Source organism: Lentzea sp. CC55, assembly GCF_021056325.1.
GTDB lineage: Bacteria > Actinomycetota > Actinomycetes > Mycobacteriales > Pseudonocardiaceae > Lentzea > Lentzea jiangxiensis.
Window position 1 is genome coordinate 242150 of sequence record NZ_JAJCXE010000022.1, and the last position, 13429, is coordinate 255578.

Consider the following 13429-nt stretch of genomic DNA (forward strand, 5'->3'; position numbering starts at 1 on the left):
CCTGTGTCGGAGGCACGCCGGACGCGGTGCGTACGAAAGTGTGGTGTATCACCCACTTTTGGGTGAAGTGATTACGACGAACGGAAGCGTTCGTCAGGGAAGACGGGCCTCTCCGCGTGCGACCAAACGGCGCACTAGACCATCCGGGACCTCTTCGACCGTCAGCGCGAAGCAGAGGTGGTCGCGCCACTGTCCGGCAACATCCAGATAACGCTTGAAGAGGCCTTCTTCGCGATACCCGGACTTCGTGAGCACACGGATCGAGGCCGCGTTCTCGGGGCGCACGGTCGCTTCGAGGCGGTGCAAACCCGCACCGCGGAAGGCGTGGTCGGTGAGCAACGCCACGGCGGCCGTCGCCACGCCGCCGCCCGCCCGGTCCGCGGCCACCCAGTAGCCGATCCACGCGGACAGCAGCGAGCCGCGCACGATGTTGCCGACGGTGATCTGACCCGCGACCTCGCCGTCGACGAGGATCATGAACGGCAGCGTGGTGCCGTGCCGGGCCATCGAGCGCAGCGACGACCACTGGGCGGGCCAGGACAGCGTCGCGTTGCGCTCGTCCCAGCCCTCCTGCGCCGTGGGTTCCCACCGCTCCAGGTAGGCGCGGTCGCGGATGCGCAGCTTCGACCAGCTCGAGCCGTCGAACAACCGCGGACCGCGCAGCTCAACGGTTCCCGCGCGCACCTGGAGAGGTCCCAGCCGGACGGGCCAGCCGGGGTGCCTGCCCAGGTCCGCGAAAGCGCTCATCCACGCTGCGCCAGGAAGCTGACCAGCACCTCTTCACCGACGGAGACCTCCGTGACGTCCTCGTCGACCATGATCAGGCAGTTGGCCTCGGCCAGTGACGCGAGCAGGTGCGACCCGGACGTGCCGAGCGGCTGCACCAGGTACTCGCCGTTGTCCGCGTCGCGCAGCAGCTGGCCGCGCAGGAAGCCCTTGCGGCCCTTCGTCGACTGCAGCGGGGACAGCAGCCGTGCGGAGACCGCGCGGCGGTACGGGTTCCTCTTGCCCAGCGCCGCCCTGATCAGCGGCCTGACCAGCACCTCGAACACCACGAGCGCGCTCATCGGGTTCGCGGGCAGCAGGAACGTCGGCACGGCGTCCGGGCCCAGCCTCCCGAAGCCCTGCGCGGAGCCGGGGTGCATGGCGACGCGGGTGACGTCCATGTCGCCGAGGTCGGCCAGCGCGGCCCTGACCTCGTCCCCGACCGTGCCGCCGACGCCGCCCGCGATCACGACGATCTCCGACAGCAGCAGCCGGCCCTCGACGACCTCGCGCAGCCGGCGCGGGTCGGCCGACATGATGCCGACCCGGCTGACCTCGGCCCCCGCGTCCCGCGCGGCGGCGGCCAGGGCGTACGAGTTCACGTCGTAGACCTGGCCCTGCCCGGGCGTGCGGTCGACGTCGACGAGCTCCTCGCCGAGCGAGATGACCGACACGCGCGGACGGGGGTGGACGAGCACCTTGTTGCGACCGACCGCGGCCAGCAGACCCACCTGGGCGGCACCGATGGACGCACCGCGGCGCACGGCGACGTCGCCGGTCTGCACGTCCTCGCCGGTGCGGCGGACGAACCCGGCGGACGGCACGCTGCGGCTGACCGTCACCTTGGCCTGGTGGCCGTCGGTGTACCCGAGCGGCACGACGGCGTCGGCCAGCGTCGGCAGCGGAGCGCCCGTCGCGATCCGCACCGCCTGGCCGGGCTGCAACCTGCGCGGCTGCCGGGAGCCCGCCGGGATCTCACCGACGACCGGCAGCTGCACGGGACTCGCGTTCGCACCGGACACGTCGACGCTGCGCACCGCGTAACCGTCCACGGCGGCCTGGTCGAAGCCGGGCAACGCGCGTTCCGCGACGACCTCCTCGGCGCAGAGCAGGCCCTGCGACTCGGAGATCGCCACTCGCACCGGTGCGGGCCGCACGGCGGCCGCGATCACCCTGGCGAGCTGCTCGTCCACTGACCTCATCTGATTGGTCCTCGCGCTCAGGAGTTGTCGAGGCGTTCCCGCAACCACTCGCGCAGATCGGGTCCGTACTCCGGGGTGTTGAGTGCGAAGTCAACCGCAGCCCGCAGGAATCCGGCGGGATTGCCGAGGTCGTGTCGCCCGCCGCGGTGGACGACGACGTGCACGGGGTGCCCCTCGTTGATCAGCAGCGCGATGGCGTCGGTGAGCTGCAGCTCGCCGCCCGCGCCGGGCGTGATGCGCTTGAGGGCGTCGAAGATCGCCCGGTCGAGCAGGTACCGGCCGGCCGCGGCGAACGTCGAGGGCGCGTCCTCGGGCTTCGGCTTCTCGACCATGCCGACGACCTGCTTGACGTCGTCGCTGCCGGTGTCGCGGACGTCGAACACGCCGTAGGCGGAGATCTGCTCGCGCGGGATGTCGAACGCCAGCAGGACGCTGCCGCCCTTCTCCTGGCGGACCTCCGCCATCTTCTTCAGCGCGCCGGTCGGCAGGATGATGTCGTCGGGCAGCAGCACCGCGACGGCCTCGTCCTCACCGGTCAGGTTGCCCTCGGCGCAGCCCACGGCGTGACCGAGGCCGAGGGCCTGGTCCTGGATCGCGGTCTCGGCCTTGATCAGCCGGGGCGCGCGCTGGATCTTCTCGACCAGGTCGGTCTTGCCCTTGTCGGTCAGCGACTGCTCGAGGTCGGGGTTCTCGTCGAAGTAGTCCGCCACCGACGCCTTGGTCGGCGAGGTCACGATGACCAGCTTCTTGGCCCCTGCCTCCGCTGCTTCCCGCGCCACGTACTCGATGGCGGGGGTGTCGACCAGCGGCAGCAGTTCCTTCGGCACGGCTTTGGTCGTGGGGAGGAAACGGGTGCCCAGACCGGCCGCGGGCACGATAGCGGTGTGGAAGGCGCTGCTCATGGGCTGCGATGCTAACGACATACCGAGGGATACCCACCATGACGTCCGCTCTTCGCGACCGGAAGGCCGCGTTGCGTTCACTGTTGCTGGCCGCGCGCAGGTCGTTGCCCGCCGACGTCCGCGCCGCCGAGGCCGCCGCGCTGGCCGCGCACGTCGCCGCCCTCGACGTCGCCCCTGATCAGACGGTGTGCGCGTTCCTGCCGGTCGGGTCGGAGCCCGGGGACGCCTCGTGGCTCGGCGGGCTGCGGTGCCGGGTGCTGCTGCCGGTCGTCACGGGCGCCTCGCCGCTCGACTGGGCCGAGCACACCGGGACGGGCGGCCTCGCGCCCGCGGCGTGGGGGTTGCTGGAGCCGACCGGGCCCCGGCTCGGCGCCTCGGCGATCGCCGGAGCGTCGCTCGTGCTCGTGCCCGCGCTGGCCGTGTCGGTGGACGGGGTGCGGCTCGGGAAGGGGCAGGGGCACTACGACCGCTCGTTGCCGCTGGTCACAGCCCCGCTGGTGGCCGTGGTGAGGGACAGCGAGGTGCTGGACGAGGTGCCCGCGGAGCCCCATGACGTGCGGATGAACGGCGTCTTGACGCCCTCGGCGGGACTGCGGTGGCTGTGATGTTGACCTGGGGTGTTTGCGCTCCGGGAAGGTGCTGGGCGAAAATCGTGTTGGCACTCACAACGGTCGAGTGCCAGATCTAGGAGCGAACCCAGTGCCTACGTACCAGTACGCCTGCACCGCGTGTGAGCACCGGTTCGAGGCGGTGCAGTCGTTCAGCGACGCCTCCCTCACCGAGTGCCCGGAGTGCTCGGGCAAGCTGCGCAAGCTCTTCGGCGCCGTCGGTGTCGTGTTCAAGGGCAGCGGTTTCTACCGCACGGACAGCCGTTCCGGCTCGGCCAAGAGCACGTCGCCGTCCACGACGTCCTCCTCCACGTCGACGTCGACGTCGACGTCCTCCTCGGACTCGAAGCCCTCGACGAGCGCTCCGGCGGCTGCTGCCTCCTGAAGATCGCGAGTTGTCCACAACTTGCGACTGAGCCCGTTCGACCTGCCCCTGACCGCCCTACGGTCAGGGGCATGACCCTTTCCAGCACCGCCGTCGACCGGATCCGCTCGCTGGCCCGCCGCCGTCCTCCCGCCGCGTGGCGCCGCCTGCTGGCCCTGGGGCTGGTGCTCGCAGCCCTGGTGACGGCCTTCTGGCCGGACGTGGGCCATCCCGCCGTGGTCGCCTCGCGGGATCTGCCCGCCGGGGCCGCGCTCACGGCCGCGGACGTCCGCGTCGTGCCGCTGGCGGAGCCGTTGCCGGGCTCGTTCGCCGCTGCCGACGCCGTGGTGGGCCGTGCGTTGTCGGCACCGGCTCGGGCGGGGGTCCCGCTGACGGACTTCGACCTCGCCGACGCCGCCGACGACCAGGCGTCGGTGGCCGTGCGCGTGGCCGACCAGGGCCTCGCCGGCGTGGTGCGGATCGGTGGCAGGGTCGACGTGGTGTCGGCGTCGGGCGAGGTGCTCGCCGAGAACGCGTCGGTGCGGGAGACGCGCGGTCAGGTCGTCGTGGTCACGTTGCCGAGACTTAATGCGACTCGTGTGGCCGCGATGTCACTGGACCACCCGTTAGCGGTTACTCTCCGCTGATGCTGAAGGGATTCAAAGACTTCCTGATGCGCGGGAACGTCGTCGACCTGGCCGTGGCCGTGGTCATCGGCACTGCGTTCACCGCGATCGTCACCGCGTTCACCACGAGCCTCATCAAGCCGCTCATCGCCTCGCTCGGCAGCGCCGAGACGAAGGGACTGGGCTTCTACGTCCGCTCCGGCAAGGAGGACACCTACCTCGACTTCAGCAACGTCATCAACGCCGCGATCAACTTCCTGATCGTCGCCGCGGTCGTCTACTTCGTCCTGGTGCTGCCGATCAAGAAGATCCAGGAGCGCCGCAAGAGGGGCGAGGAGGCGGGCCCGGCCGAGCCGACGAGCGTCGAGCTGCTGATCGAGATCCGCGACCTGCTGGCGAACCAGCAGGACAACCAGCCGCAGACCACCGTGGTGCAGGACCGCCGCGGCCCCGCGATCTGACCTCCGACCGTCCCCCGCCGAGACGAAGCGCGCAGCCGCCGCCCGGGCTGCGGTGCCGCGCGCTTTGTCCTGGCTCGACGGCTTGAGGTCGGGCTGCGGGCTCGTCGAGGTCTCGCGGTGGTGGGGCGAGACGCGCGAGGTGTGAGCCGTGCCGGACGGGCCGCGAGCGGGTGATGTGCCGCGATCCCGTGCGGTTCGGCCCGGCACGACGAGCAGAAGCCGGGCGTAGGCCCGTCGAGGGCTGGCTGTGGTGCGGGCGAGGCGCGATGCGCGGCACGCGAGGTGTGAGGGTGATGTGCCACGGCTCCGCGCTGGTCCTGGCACGACGGCCAGAAGTTGAGCACGAGCTGGTCGGATGCTCACCGAGGCACGAGCGAGGCTCGTTGTGCGGGCGCGGGCAAGGCACGTCGCGCAGCCGCAAGTAGGCGGCGTGCGGCGACCGGCAGCCCCAAGGCGTCCCACAAGCCCGGCCAACCGCTCCTCAACCGCTGAAGGCAGCCCCCAGAGCCGTAGGCAGCACCCGGCGTCACACCGAGCCACAACCAGCCCGGCACGACCGGCGCACGGCTGCTCAGCCGCCGTGGTGCGGTGGCCTGTTCTCGCGGTACCAGGCCTCGCGGTCGTCCGCCGGAGCCCCGCCGCCGCGCTCGTCCGACGTCGTCTCCGGCAGCACGTCGCCGAACACCTCGGCCAGCCGGCGACGGCGCGCTGCGGCGTCGTCGTCGGCCGGCTTCGGCGACTCACTCTTCGTCAAGACCGCTCAGCTGCTCGATGACGTAGGGCACCAACGCCGACAGCGTCGCCATGCCGTCGCGGACCGCGGAGCGCGAGCCCGCGAGGTTCACGACGAGCGTGCTGCCGGAGACGCCGGCGAGGCCGCGCGAGATGCCCGCGTCGACCGCGCCCGCGGCGAGGCCGGAGGCGCGGAGCGCCTCGGCGATGCCGTGGAGCGGGCGGTCGAGCACGCCCTGCGTGGCGTCGGGGGTGACGTCGCGCGGGGACACGCCGGTGCCGCCCACGGTGACCACGAGGTCGACGCCGCCGATGACGGCCGTGTTGAGCGCGGCCCGGATGTCGACCACCTCACCCTCGACCGCGACGGTGCCGTCGACGATGAAGCCCACTTCTTCGAGAAGCTCGGTGACGAGAGGCCCGGAGTTGTCGTCCTGCTCACCGTGCGCCACCCGGTCGTCCACGATCACGACCAAAGCGCGGCCAAGGCGCTGCGCGCTGCGTTCCATACCGATCACCGTAGCGGGAGTCGGACTTCGAAGCGGCAGCCAGGACCGTGGTTCTGCGCGTGGATCCGGCCGTGGTGCGCTTCGACGAGGCCGCGCGCGATGGAAAGGCCCAGTCCGGCGCCGGACGGGTTGCGCGCGGACGAGCCGCGGAAGCCCACGTCGAACACCTGGGGCAGCACGTCTTCGGGGATTCCGCCGCAGGCGTCGTCTACGCGCACCACGGCTTCCGGTCCGTCCACATCGACCTGGACGGCGATCGCGCCGCCCTCCGGCGTGTGGCGGATGGCGTTGGACACAAGGTTGCGCACGACACGCATCAGTTCCGGGTCGGAGCCCCGCACGACGGGCCACGTGCGGGCGTCCGCGTGCAGCTCGACGCCCTTGCGCCCCGCGACGGGGCGGGAGGCGGCGACCACGTCGCTGACGACGTCGGCCAGGGCGACGTCGTGCATCGGCAGGTTCAGCGCGCCGGCGGTGATCCGGGAGAGCTGGAACAGGTCGTCCACGAGCTTCGAGAGGTGGTCGGCCTCCTGCGCGATCTGCTTGGCGTAGACGGCGACCTCGCCCGGATCGGACACGACGCCGTCCTCCAGCGCCTCGGTCATCGCCCGGATGCCGGCCAACGGCGTCCGCAGGTCGTGCGAGATCCACGCCACCAGCTGGCGGCGGGCCGCCTCCGCCTCGCGCTCCCACATGGTGCGGCGCGCGATCGCCCGGCCCAGCATGATCGAGAACGGCACGGTGACCAGGCCGACCAGCGCGCACACGACCAGCGCGGCGCCCATCATCGGCGTGAACATGAACCCGCTGACCACGAGCACGCCGGCGATGGTCGCGACCACCGGCACGATGACCATGACGGTCATCGCGGTGGTCAGCGAGACGCGGCTCAGCCTGTCGAACACGGGTCGTACCGGTAGCCGACGCCCCACACCGTGCTCAGCCGGCGGGGCTTCGCGGGGTCTTCCTCGATCTTCTCGCGCAACCGTCGCACGTGGACGGTCACGGTCGACTGGTCGCCGAACTGCCAGCCCCAGACCCGCTCCAGCAGCTCGGCGCGGCCGAACGCCTTGCCGGCGTTGCCGATGAAGAACGCCAGCAGGTCGAACTCGCGGGTGGTCAGCTGCAGCGGCCGGTCGTTCACCGTGGCGGTGTGCGCGGCGACGTCCAGCACCAGGTCGCCGTCCCGCACGACCCGCGGCTCGTAGGACCGGTGGGACCGGCGCAGCACCGACGAGACGCGCAACGCGAGCTCGCGCGGGCTGAACGGCTTCGTCACGTAGTCGTCCGCGCCGATCTGCAGCCCGGCGATGCGGTCTTCCTCCTCGCCGAGCGCCGTCAGCATGACGACGGGCGTGCTGCCGCGTTCCCGGATCCGCCGGCACACCTCGAGGCCGTCGATGCCCGGCAGCATCAGGTCCAGCACCACGATGTCCGGCTCGTGCGCGGCCATCAGCCGCAGCGCCCGCTCCCCGTCACCGGCGAGCTCCACCTCGTACCCGGCGTGTTCGAGGTAGCGGCGCACGACATCGCGCACCGTCGTGTCGTCCTCGACGACCAGCACCCGCTCCACCACGCCACCACGTTAACGCCAGGAAGACCGGACGGGCCCACGACGTCATGAGGACGTAAGGAGAGGCCCGGACCTGTGCGCGGGGCAGGTGCTCACAGGTCCGGGCCTCTCCGGGGTCGTCACGCTCGGGGGACCCGAGCGTCCCCCGACCTACCCCACCTCGACGCCGTCGAGGGTGGCTTCCACCGTCCTGTTGTCGGACAGCGTGATGGTGACCTTGTCGCCGGGCGCCTTGGACCGGACGGCGGCCACGAGCGTGTCCGACTCGTCGATGCGGCGGTCGCCGAACCTGGTGATCACGTCCCCGGCCTTCAGCCCGGCCTTCTCGGCCGCGCCGCCGGAGGTGATCTCGGAGATCCGGGCGCCCTGCTCGGTCGACTCGACCTTGACGCCGAGCACGGTCTGCCTGGGCTTGCCGGTCTTCACGATCTCGTCGATCGTGCGGCGCGCCTGGTCCATCGGGATGGCGAAGCCGATGCCGACGGACCCGGCCTGGCCTCCCGCGGAGTTCGGGCTGTAGATCGCCGAGTTGATGCCGACGACCTGGCCCTGCATGTTCACCAGCGGGCCGCCGGAGTTGCCGGGGTTGATCGCGGCGTCGGTCTGGATGGCGTTCAGGACGGTCGCCTGCGAGTTGCGGGCGTCGCCGCCGGCGGAGACCGGGCGGTTCAGCGAGCTCACGATGCCGGAGGTGACGGTGCCGGACAGCTCGAACGGCGACCCGATCGCGACCACGCCCTGGCCGATCTTCAGGTCGGCGGAGTTGCCGAGCTGCACGACCGGCGCACCCGAGATGCCCTCGGCCTGGATGACGGCGATGTCCGAGCTGGGGTCGCGGCCGAGGATCTTCGCGGTGGCGGTCTTGCCGTCCTGGAAGACGACCTTGATCGTGCCGCCGGCCGCCGCGCCCTCGATGACGTGGTTGTTCGTCACGACCTGGCCGTTGCTGGAGATCACGAAGCCCGAGCCCTCGCCGGCGCCGGACCGCGTGACGACCTGGATCTGCACGACGGACGGCAGCAGCCTGTTCGCCACGTCCTCGACCGAGCCGGCCGGGGCGTTGCTCGTCTGGGACGCCGGGCGGGGCGCGTCGAGCGAGCTGACCGCGGACGAGTCGTTCGCGAAGTTGTAGCCCAGGTAGCCGCCGAGGCCACCGGAGAGCCCGCCGACGAGCAGCACGAGGGCGGCGACGCCCGCCACGACCTTCCCGCGGCCCTTGGGGCGCGGTGCGGGCGGCTGCTGGAAGCCGGGCGGCAGGTAGTACTGACCCGTCTGCGGGCCCGCGAACGGGCCGGAGGGCGGTCCGGCGGGGTGCTCCGCGCCGAACTGCGCGGTCGTGGCGCCGGGGCCGAACGGGTGGGGGTGGCCGGACCCGGGAGGAGGAAGCTGCCGGCCGGGTCCGGACCCGCCGAGCTGCGCCTGGCCCGCGTCAGGTGAGGACACCTGCGGCTGGGCCGGGGTGAAGGAGGCAGGAACGTCGCCCAGGCCCGCCGGGGCGCTCTGTGCCCCGGCCTGGCCGGATCCCCCCTGCAAAGGATCCGGCCGGCCGGGACCCGGCTGCGACGGGCCCTGCTCCCGCGCGCCGGAGTCCGTCTGACCGGCGCTCGGCTGCACGGAGTCGGGCTCGTCCGGCTGCTGCGCTGGCTGGTTGCTCTCGGTCATGCCCATAGTTTCGGATGTCGTCCTGAGAGAACCCTTAAACCAGCCTGGGAGCTACTTGTGTGTTGCCCGGAGGCGTTCCGCGATCTGCTCGGGCGTCACGTCGTTGATCCACACGGCCTCGCCGGACTCGGAGCCCGCGAGGTACTTGAGCTTGTCCTTCGTCCTCAGGACGGAGAAGACCTGCAGGTGCAGCCACATCTCCTCGCGGCCGGTGTTCACCGGCGCCTGGTGCCAGGCGGCGATGTAGGGCAGCGGCCGGTCGTAGAGCGCGTCGAGCCGGTGCAGCACCTTCAGGTAGAGCGACGCGAAGTCGTCACGCTCCACTGAGGACAGCGCGGCGACGTCGGGCACCTGGCGGCGTGGCGCCAGCAGGACCTCGACGGGCCAGCGGGCGGCCGCGGGCACGAACGCCACCCAGTGCTCGGACTGCTCCACCACGCGCGCGCCCGCGCGCAGCTCGGCCTCCAGCAGGTCGCCGAACAACGGGCGGCCGTGCTCGGCGTAATAGTCCTGGGCGGCGGACAGCATGCGTTCGGTGCGCGGCGTCACGAACGGGTACGCGTAGATCTGGCCGTGCGGGTGCGAGAGCGTCACGCCGATCTCTTCGCCGCGGTTCTCGAACGGGAAGACCTGCTCGACCCCTGGCAACGTTGACAAGAAGGCGACGCGGTCCGCCCAGGCGTCGACGACGGTGCGCACGCGCGACTCGGAGAGCTCGCCGAACGACTTGGTGTGGTCGGACGTGAAGCACACGACCTCGCAGCGCCCGCGGCCCGGCGCGCGCAGGAACAGCTCCTCACCATCCACAGTGGACGGCACGTCCGGCACGTTCTGCGCCAACGAGGGGAAGCGGTTCTCGAACACGACGACGTCGTAGTCGGACTCGGGGATCTCGGTGGGCCTGCCCGGTGTCGACGGGCAGAGCGGGCAGAGGTCCGCGGGCGGCTTGTAGGTCCGCGTCTGACGGTGGGCCGCCATGGCGACCCACTCACGGGTCAGCGGGTCCAGCCGCACCTCCGACATCGGCTGGGTCTCGGGGAGGTCCCGGGAGTCCACCGCCACCCGCGGCGGCGCCTCGGCGCTGTCGTCGAAGTAGATGATCTCCCGGCCGTCCGCCAGCTTCCCCGCGGTACGCCTCACGCCAACTCCTCGCCACTTCCTGGAACATGAGCCAACACCAACTCGCCGACCTGTTCGCTGAGGATCGCCCGCGCGTCGTCCGGCAAACCTTCGTCCGTCACCAGGACGTGCGCCTCGTCGAGGTCGGCGATCGTGGAAATGCCCACGGTGCCCCACTTCTCGTGGTCCGCGACCACCACCACGCGTCCGGCGGCGTCGACGAGCGCGCGGTCCGTCTCGCTCTCGTTGAGGTTCGGGGTGGTGAAGCCGGAGCGCTCGGCCATGCCGTGCACGCCCAGGAACACCACGTCGAGGTGCAGCGACCGCAGCGCCTGCACGGCCACGGGGCCGACGAGCGCGTCGGACGGCGTGCGCACGCCACCGGTCAGCACGACCGTGCGGTCGGTGCGCCCGCTCTGCTGCAGCACGTCGGCGACGCGGATGGAGTTCGTGACGACGGTCAGGTCCGGGATGTCGTCGAGGAACCGGGCCAACGTCCACGTCGTCGTTCCGGCGGAGAGACCGATGGCGGTACCGGGGCGCACGAGGCCCGCGGCGGCGGCCGCGATCGCCTCCTTCTCGGGCAGCTGGCGGACCGACTTGGCCTCGAACCCGGGCTCGTCGGTCGAGCGCCCGACGACGGACGTCGCCCCGCCGTACACCTTCTCCACCAGGCCGCGCGCGGCCAGCACGTCGAGGTCGCGGCGCACGGTCATGTCCGAGACGCCGAGCCGGACGACCAGGTCGCTGACGCGCACCGCCCCCGTCCGCCGGACCTCTTCGATGATTACCGCCTGCCGCTGACGTGCCAGCACCTCACACCTCTTCCCTGAGGACGACCACGTCCCCGGCGCGCACGGTGAGGCGTCCGGAGACCTGCGTGCCGGACAACACGTCGACACCGGACGCCTCGATCTGCGCATCGGTGCCGGTGTGGTTCACGGCGAAGAGGAACGATACGTCGCCCTTGCGCCGCACGAGCTCAATCGGCGAACGCGACACCGCGACGCCCGCTTCGGAAAGCGCGTTTTCCACCGTTCGGCTCAGGCCGCCCTCGTCGAGGTCGCACGCCACGTACCACGCGACACCGCCACCGAACGCGTTGCGCGTCACCGCCGGCACTCCCGGCAGCGGTCCGTCCTCGTAGGAGACGACGGTGTCGGCGGTGCGGGTGTGCAGGTGCTCCGTCCACAACGACGCGGTCGAGCCGTCGGTCAGCGTGACCGTCTCGTCCTCGCGCAGCGGGTGGAACTCCTCCGACCAGACCCCCAGCACGTCGCGGAACGCGCCGGGGTAGCCGCCGAGCCGCACGCGCGTGTGCTGGTCGGCGACGCCGGACAGGTACGTGACGAGGACGTGCCCGCCGCCCGCGACGTAGTCCGCGATCACGGCGGCGTGCGCGTCCGACACCGCGTAGAACGCCGGCACGACCACGAGCGAGTACGCCGAGAGGTTCGTGCCCGGCGCGACGAAGTCGACGGTGACGCCGGCCTGCCACAGGGCCTTGTAGTAGCCGAGGACGTGCCGGTAGTGGTCGAAGTCGTTGGTCGGGTGCGCGTCCTGGCGCAGCGCCCACCCGGACTGGAAGTCGTAGAGCACGGCGACGGAAGCGTCCACAGTGGAGCCCACGACCTCGGTGAGCCTGCCGTACTCGGCGCCGACCTCGCAGACCTCGCGGTACACCTTGGTCTCCGTGCCGGCGTGCGGCACCATCGCCGAGTGGTAGCGCTCGCTGCCGCCGCGCGACTGCCGCCACTGGAAGAACAGCGTGCCGTCCGCGCCGCGGGCGATGTTCTGGAACGAGTGCCGCCGCATCTCCCCCGGCAGCTTCGCGATGTTGCGCCGCTGCCAGTTCACCGCGGACGTCGAGTTCTCCATGAGCAGCCACGGTTTGCCGCCGGCGAGCCCGCGCACCAGGTCGGCGGACATGGCCAGCTCGACGTGCCGGTCGGGCGACTGGGCCTCGGTGTAGTGGTCGTTCGAGACGAAGTCGACCTCGCGGGCCCACTTCCAGTAGTCGAGGTCGCCGAACGTCCAGTTCGCCATGAAGTTCGTGGTGATCGGGACGGCCGGGGTGATCATGCGCAGGACGTCGCGCTCGGCCTTGTACAGCTCGAGGATCGCGTCGTCGGAGAACCTGTCGTAGTCGAGCACGTGCGCCGGGTTCTGGAAGGTCGGCGTGACGCGCGGAGGCAGGACCTGCGCGAAGTCGGTGTAGCCCTGGCTCCAGAACGCCGTGGACCACGCGTCGTTGAGCTGGTCGAGCGTGTAGCGGCTCGCCAGCCACTCGCGGAACGAGGCGGCGCACGTGTCGCAGTAGCAGCGCTTCACGTGGCACGCGTACTCGTTGCCGACGTGCCACGCGGCGAGTGCCGGGTGGTCGCGGTAGTGCGAGGCCATCTCGGCGGCGAGCGCGGTCGCCCGGTCGCGGTAGATCGGCGACGACGGGCAGTACGCCTGCCGCGAGCCGTGCGAGAGCCGCACGCCGTCCGCGCGGACCGGCAGCATCTCGGGGTACTCGGTGGTGAGCCACGGCGGGGGCGCGGCGGTCGCGGTCGCGAGGTCGACGCGGATGCCGCCGGCGTGCAGCAGGTCCATCACGCGGTCGAGCCAGTCGAACCGGTACTCGCCCTTGCTCACCTCGATCTTCGCCCAGCTGAAGATCCCCACGCTGACCAGGTTCACCCCGGCCCTGCGCATGAGCTCGACGTCCTCGGACCAGACGTGTTCGGGCCACTGCTCGGGGTTGTAGTCAGCTCCCCAGGCGAGGCCAGGCAGGTGGGTCGGCCAAGTCGTCACGGGCGCAAGAGTGGCCGACGACAACCCCCAACGTCAACACAAGCAAACACAACTTCGTGTGGGATCCGTGTGCGGTTGGACCGGGAAAAGTACCGGGAAAGCTCCAG

The 13429-nt window shown here is 71.3% G+C and carries 15 protein-coding genes; 4 read left to right on the forward strand and 11 right to left on the reverse strand.

Annotated elements, in window-relative coordinates; translation table 11 throughout:
* Window positions 1–93: 93 nt before the first annotated feature.
* From L6E10_RS16940 to L6E10_RS16950, 3 genes are read right to left on the reverse strand one after another with little or no spacing between them, the layout of a single operon-like run.
* Window positions 94–747, reverse strand: a complete 654-nt coding sequence (locus L6E10_RS16940) for a GNAT family N-acetyltransferase (RefSeq protein ID WP_236220470.1) — start codon at window positions 745–747, stop codon at window positions 94–96.
* Window positions 744–1967 carry a gephyrin-like molybdotransferase Glp gene (glp, locus tag L6E10_RS16945; protein ID WP_236220471.1) on the reverse strand — a complete coding sequence of 408 codons (1224 nt, stop codon included), beginning with the start codon at window positions 1965–1967 and terminating at the stop codon, window positions 744–746. Before glp ends, L6E10_RS16940 begins: the two co-directional genes overlap by 4 nt.
* Window positions 1968–1984: 17 nt before the next feature.
* A complete protein-coding gene (locus L6E10_RS16950; RefSeq protein WP_236220472.1) occupies window positions 1985–2869 on the reverse strand; it encodes a UTP--glucose-1-phosphate uridylyltransferase in 885 nt (294 codons plus the stop codon).
* Window positions 2870–2907: 38 nt separating this feature from the next.
* Between L6E10_RS16950 and L6E10_RS16955 the strand changes: the two genes are divergently transcribed.
* The 4 genes from L6E10_RS16955 to mscL all read left to right on the forward strand — a co-directional run bounded on the left by L6E10_RS16955 (window position 2908) and on the right by mscL (window position 4928).
* Window positions 2908–3474 (forward strand): 5-formyltetrahydrofolate cyclo-ligase, encoded by a 567-nt coding sequence (locus L6E10_RS16955; protein WP_236220473.1) that lies wholly within the window; start codon window positions 2908–2910, stop codon window positions 3472–3474.
* Between the two features lie 94 nt (window positions 3475–3568).
* Complete coding sequence (locus L6E10_RS16960) at window positions 3569–3862, forward strand: FmdB family zinc ribbon protein (protein WP_236220474.1); 294 nt, start codon at window positions 3569–3571, stop codon at window positions 3860–3862.
* A gap of 71 nt (window positions 3863–3933) precedes the next feature.
* Window positions 3934–4488 (forward strand): SAF domain-containing protein, encoded by a 555-nt coding sequence (locus L6E10_RS16965; RefSeq protein WP_236220475.1) that lies wholly within the window; start codon window positions 3934–3936, stop codon window positions 4486–4488.
* The gene (gene mscL / locus L6E10_RS16970) at window positions 4488–4928 is read left to right on the forward strand and encodes a large-conductance mechanosensitive channel protein MscL (RefSeq protein ID WP_236220476.1); all 441 of its coding nucleotides are present in this window, start codon (window positions 4488–4490) and stop codon (window positions 4926–4928) included. Before L6E10_RS16965 ends, mscL begins: the two co-directional genes overlap by 1 nt.
* A gap of 571 nt (window positions 4929–5499) precedes the next feature.
* Here mscL and L6E10_RS16975 read toward each other — a convergent pair.
* The 8 genes from L6E10_RS16975 to L6E10_RS17010 form a co-directional block, all read right to left on the reverse strand.
* Window positions 5500–5682 (reverse strand): hypothetical protein, encoded by a 183-nt coding sequence (locus L6E10_RS16975; protein WP_236220477.1) that lies wholly within the window; start codon window positions 5680–5682, stop codon window positions 5500–5502.
* On the reverse strand, window positions 5669–6169 hold the full coding sequence (locus L6E10_RS16980) for a molybdenum cofactor biosynthesis protein B (RefSeq protein WP_090097306.1): 501 nt from the start codon (window positions 6167–6169) through the stop codon (window positions 5669–5671). The genes L6E10_RS16975 and L6E10_RS16980 overlap by 14 nt, the downstream gene beginning before the upstream one ends.
* 5 nt (window positions 6170–6174) lie before the next feature.
* Window positions 6175–7035: a sensor histidine kinase KdpD gene (locus L6E10_RS16985; RefSeq protein WP_236221102.1), complete on the reverse strand. Its 861-nt coding sequence runs from the start codon at window positions 7033–7035 to the stop codon at window positions 6175–6177.
* A gap of 23 nt (window positions 7036–7058) precedes the next feature.
* Window positions 7059–7745 carry a response regulator transcription factor gene (locus L6E10_RS16990; RefSeq protein ID WP_236220478.1) on the reverse strand — a complete coding sequence of 229 codons (687 nt, stop codon included), beginning with the start codon at window positions 7743–7745 and terminating at the stop codon, window positions 7059–7061.
* A gap of 147 nt (window positions 7746–7892) precedes the next feature.
* Complete coding sequence (locus L6E10_RS16995) at window positions 7893–9404, reverse strand: S1C family serine protease (protein ID WP_236220479.1); 1512 nt, start codon at window positions 9402–9404, stop codon at window positions 7893–7895.
* Between the two features lie 51 nt (window positions 9405–9455).
* Window positions 9456–10544 carry a galactose-1-phosphate uridylyltransferase gene (gene galT, locus L6E10_RS17000; protein ID WP_236220480.1) on the reverse strand — a complete coding sequence of 363 codons (1089 nt, stop codon included), beginning with the start codon at window positions 10542–10544 and terminating at the stop codon, window positions 9456–9458.
* Entirely contained in the window at window positions 10541–11338 is a 798-nt protein-coding gene (locus L6E10_RS17005) for a DeoR/GlpR family DNA-binding transcription regulator (RefSeq protein WP_065914902.1), read from the reverse strand. The genes galT and L6E10_RS17005 overlap by 4 nt, the downstream gene beginning before the upstream one ends.
* Window position 11339: 1 nt before the next feature.
* The gene (locus L6E10_RS17010; RefSeq protein WP_236220481.1) at window positions 11340–13322 is read right to left on the reverse strand and encodes a beta-galactosidase; all 1983 of its coding nucleotides are present in this window, start codon (window positions 13320–13322) and stop codon (window positions 11340–11342) included.
* Between the last annotated feature and the right edge of the window lie 107 nt (window positions 13323–13429).

What these genes read in the sequence shown, in the direction of transcription:
- L6E10_RS16965 (WP_236220475.1), top strand. Translation starts at nt 3,934, where the DNA reads ATGACCCTTTCCAGCACCGCCGTCGACCGGATCCGCTCGCTGGCCCGC.
- L6E10_RS16985 (WP_236221102.1), bottom strand. Translation starts at nt 7,035, where the DNA reads ATGACCGTCATGGTCATCGTGCCGGTGGTCGCGACCATCGCCGGCGTG.
- glp (WP_236220471.1), bottom strand. Translation starts at nt 1,967, where the DNA reads ATGAGGTCAGTGGACGAGCAGCTCGCCAGGGTGATCGCGGCCGCCGTG.
- mscL (WP_236220476.1), top strand. Translation starts at nt 4,488, where the DNA reads ATGCTGAAGGGATTCAAAGACTTCCTGATGCGCGGGAACGTCGTCGAC.
- L6E10_RS16995 (WP_236220479.1), bottom strand. Translation starts at nt 9,404, where the DNA reads ATGACCGAGAGCAACCAGCCAGCGCAGCAGCCGGACGAGCCCGACTCC.
- L6E10_RS16950 (WP_236220472.1), bottom strand. Translation starts at nt 2,869, where the DNA reads ATGAGCAGCGCCTTCCACACCGCTATCGTGCCCGCGGCCGGTCTGGGC.
- L6E10_RS16955 (WP_236220473.1), top strand. Translation starts at nt 2,908, where the DNA reads ATGACGTCCGCTCTTCGCGACCGGAAGGCCGCGTTGCGTTCACTGTTG.
- L6E10_RS16940 (WP_236220470.1), bottom strand. Translation starts at nt 747, where the DNA reads ATGAGCGCTTTCGCGGACCTGGGCAGGCACCCCGGCTGGCCCGTCCGG.
- L6E10_RS16980 (WP_090097306.1), bottom strand. Translation starts at nt 6,169, where the DNA reads ATGGAACGCAGCGCGCAGCGCCTTGGCCGCGCTTTGGTCGTGATCGTG.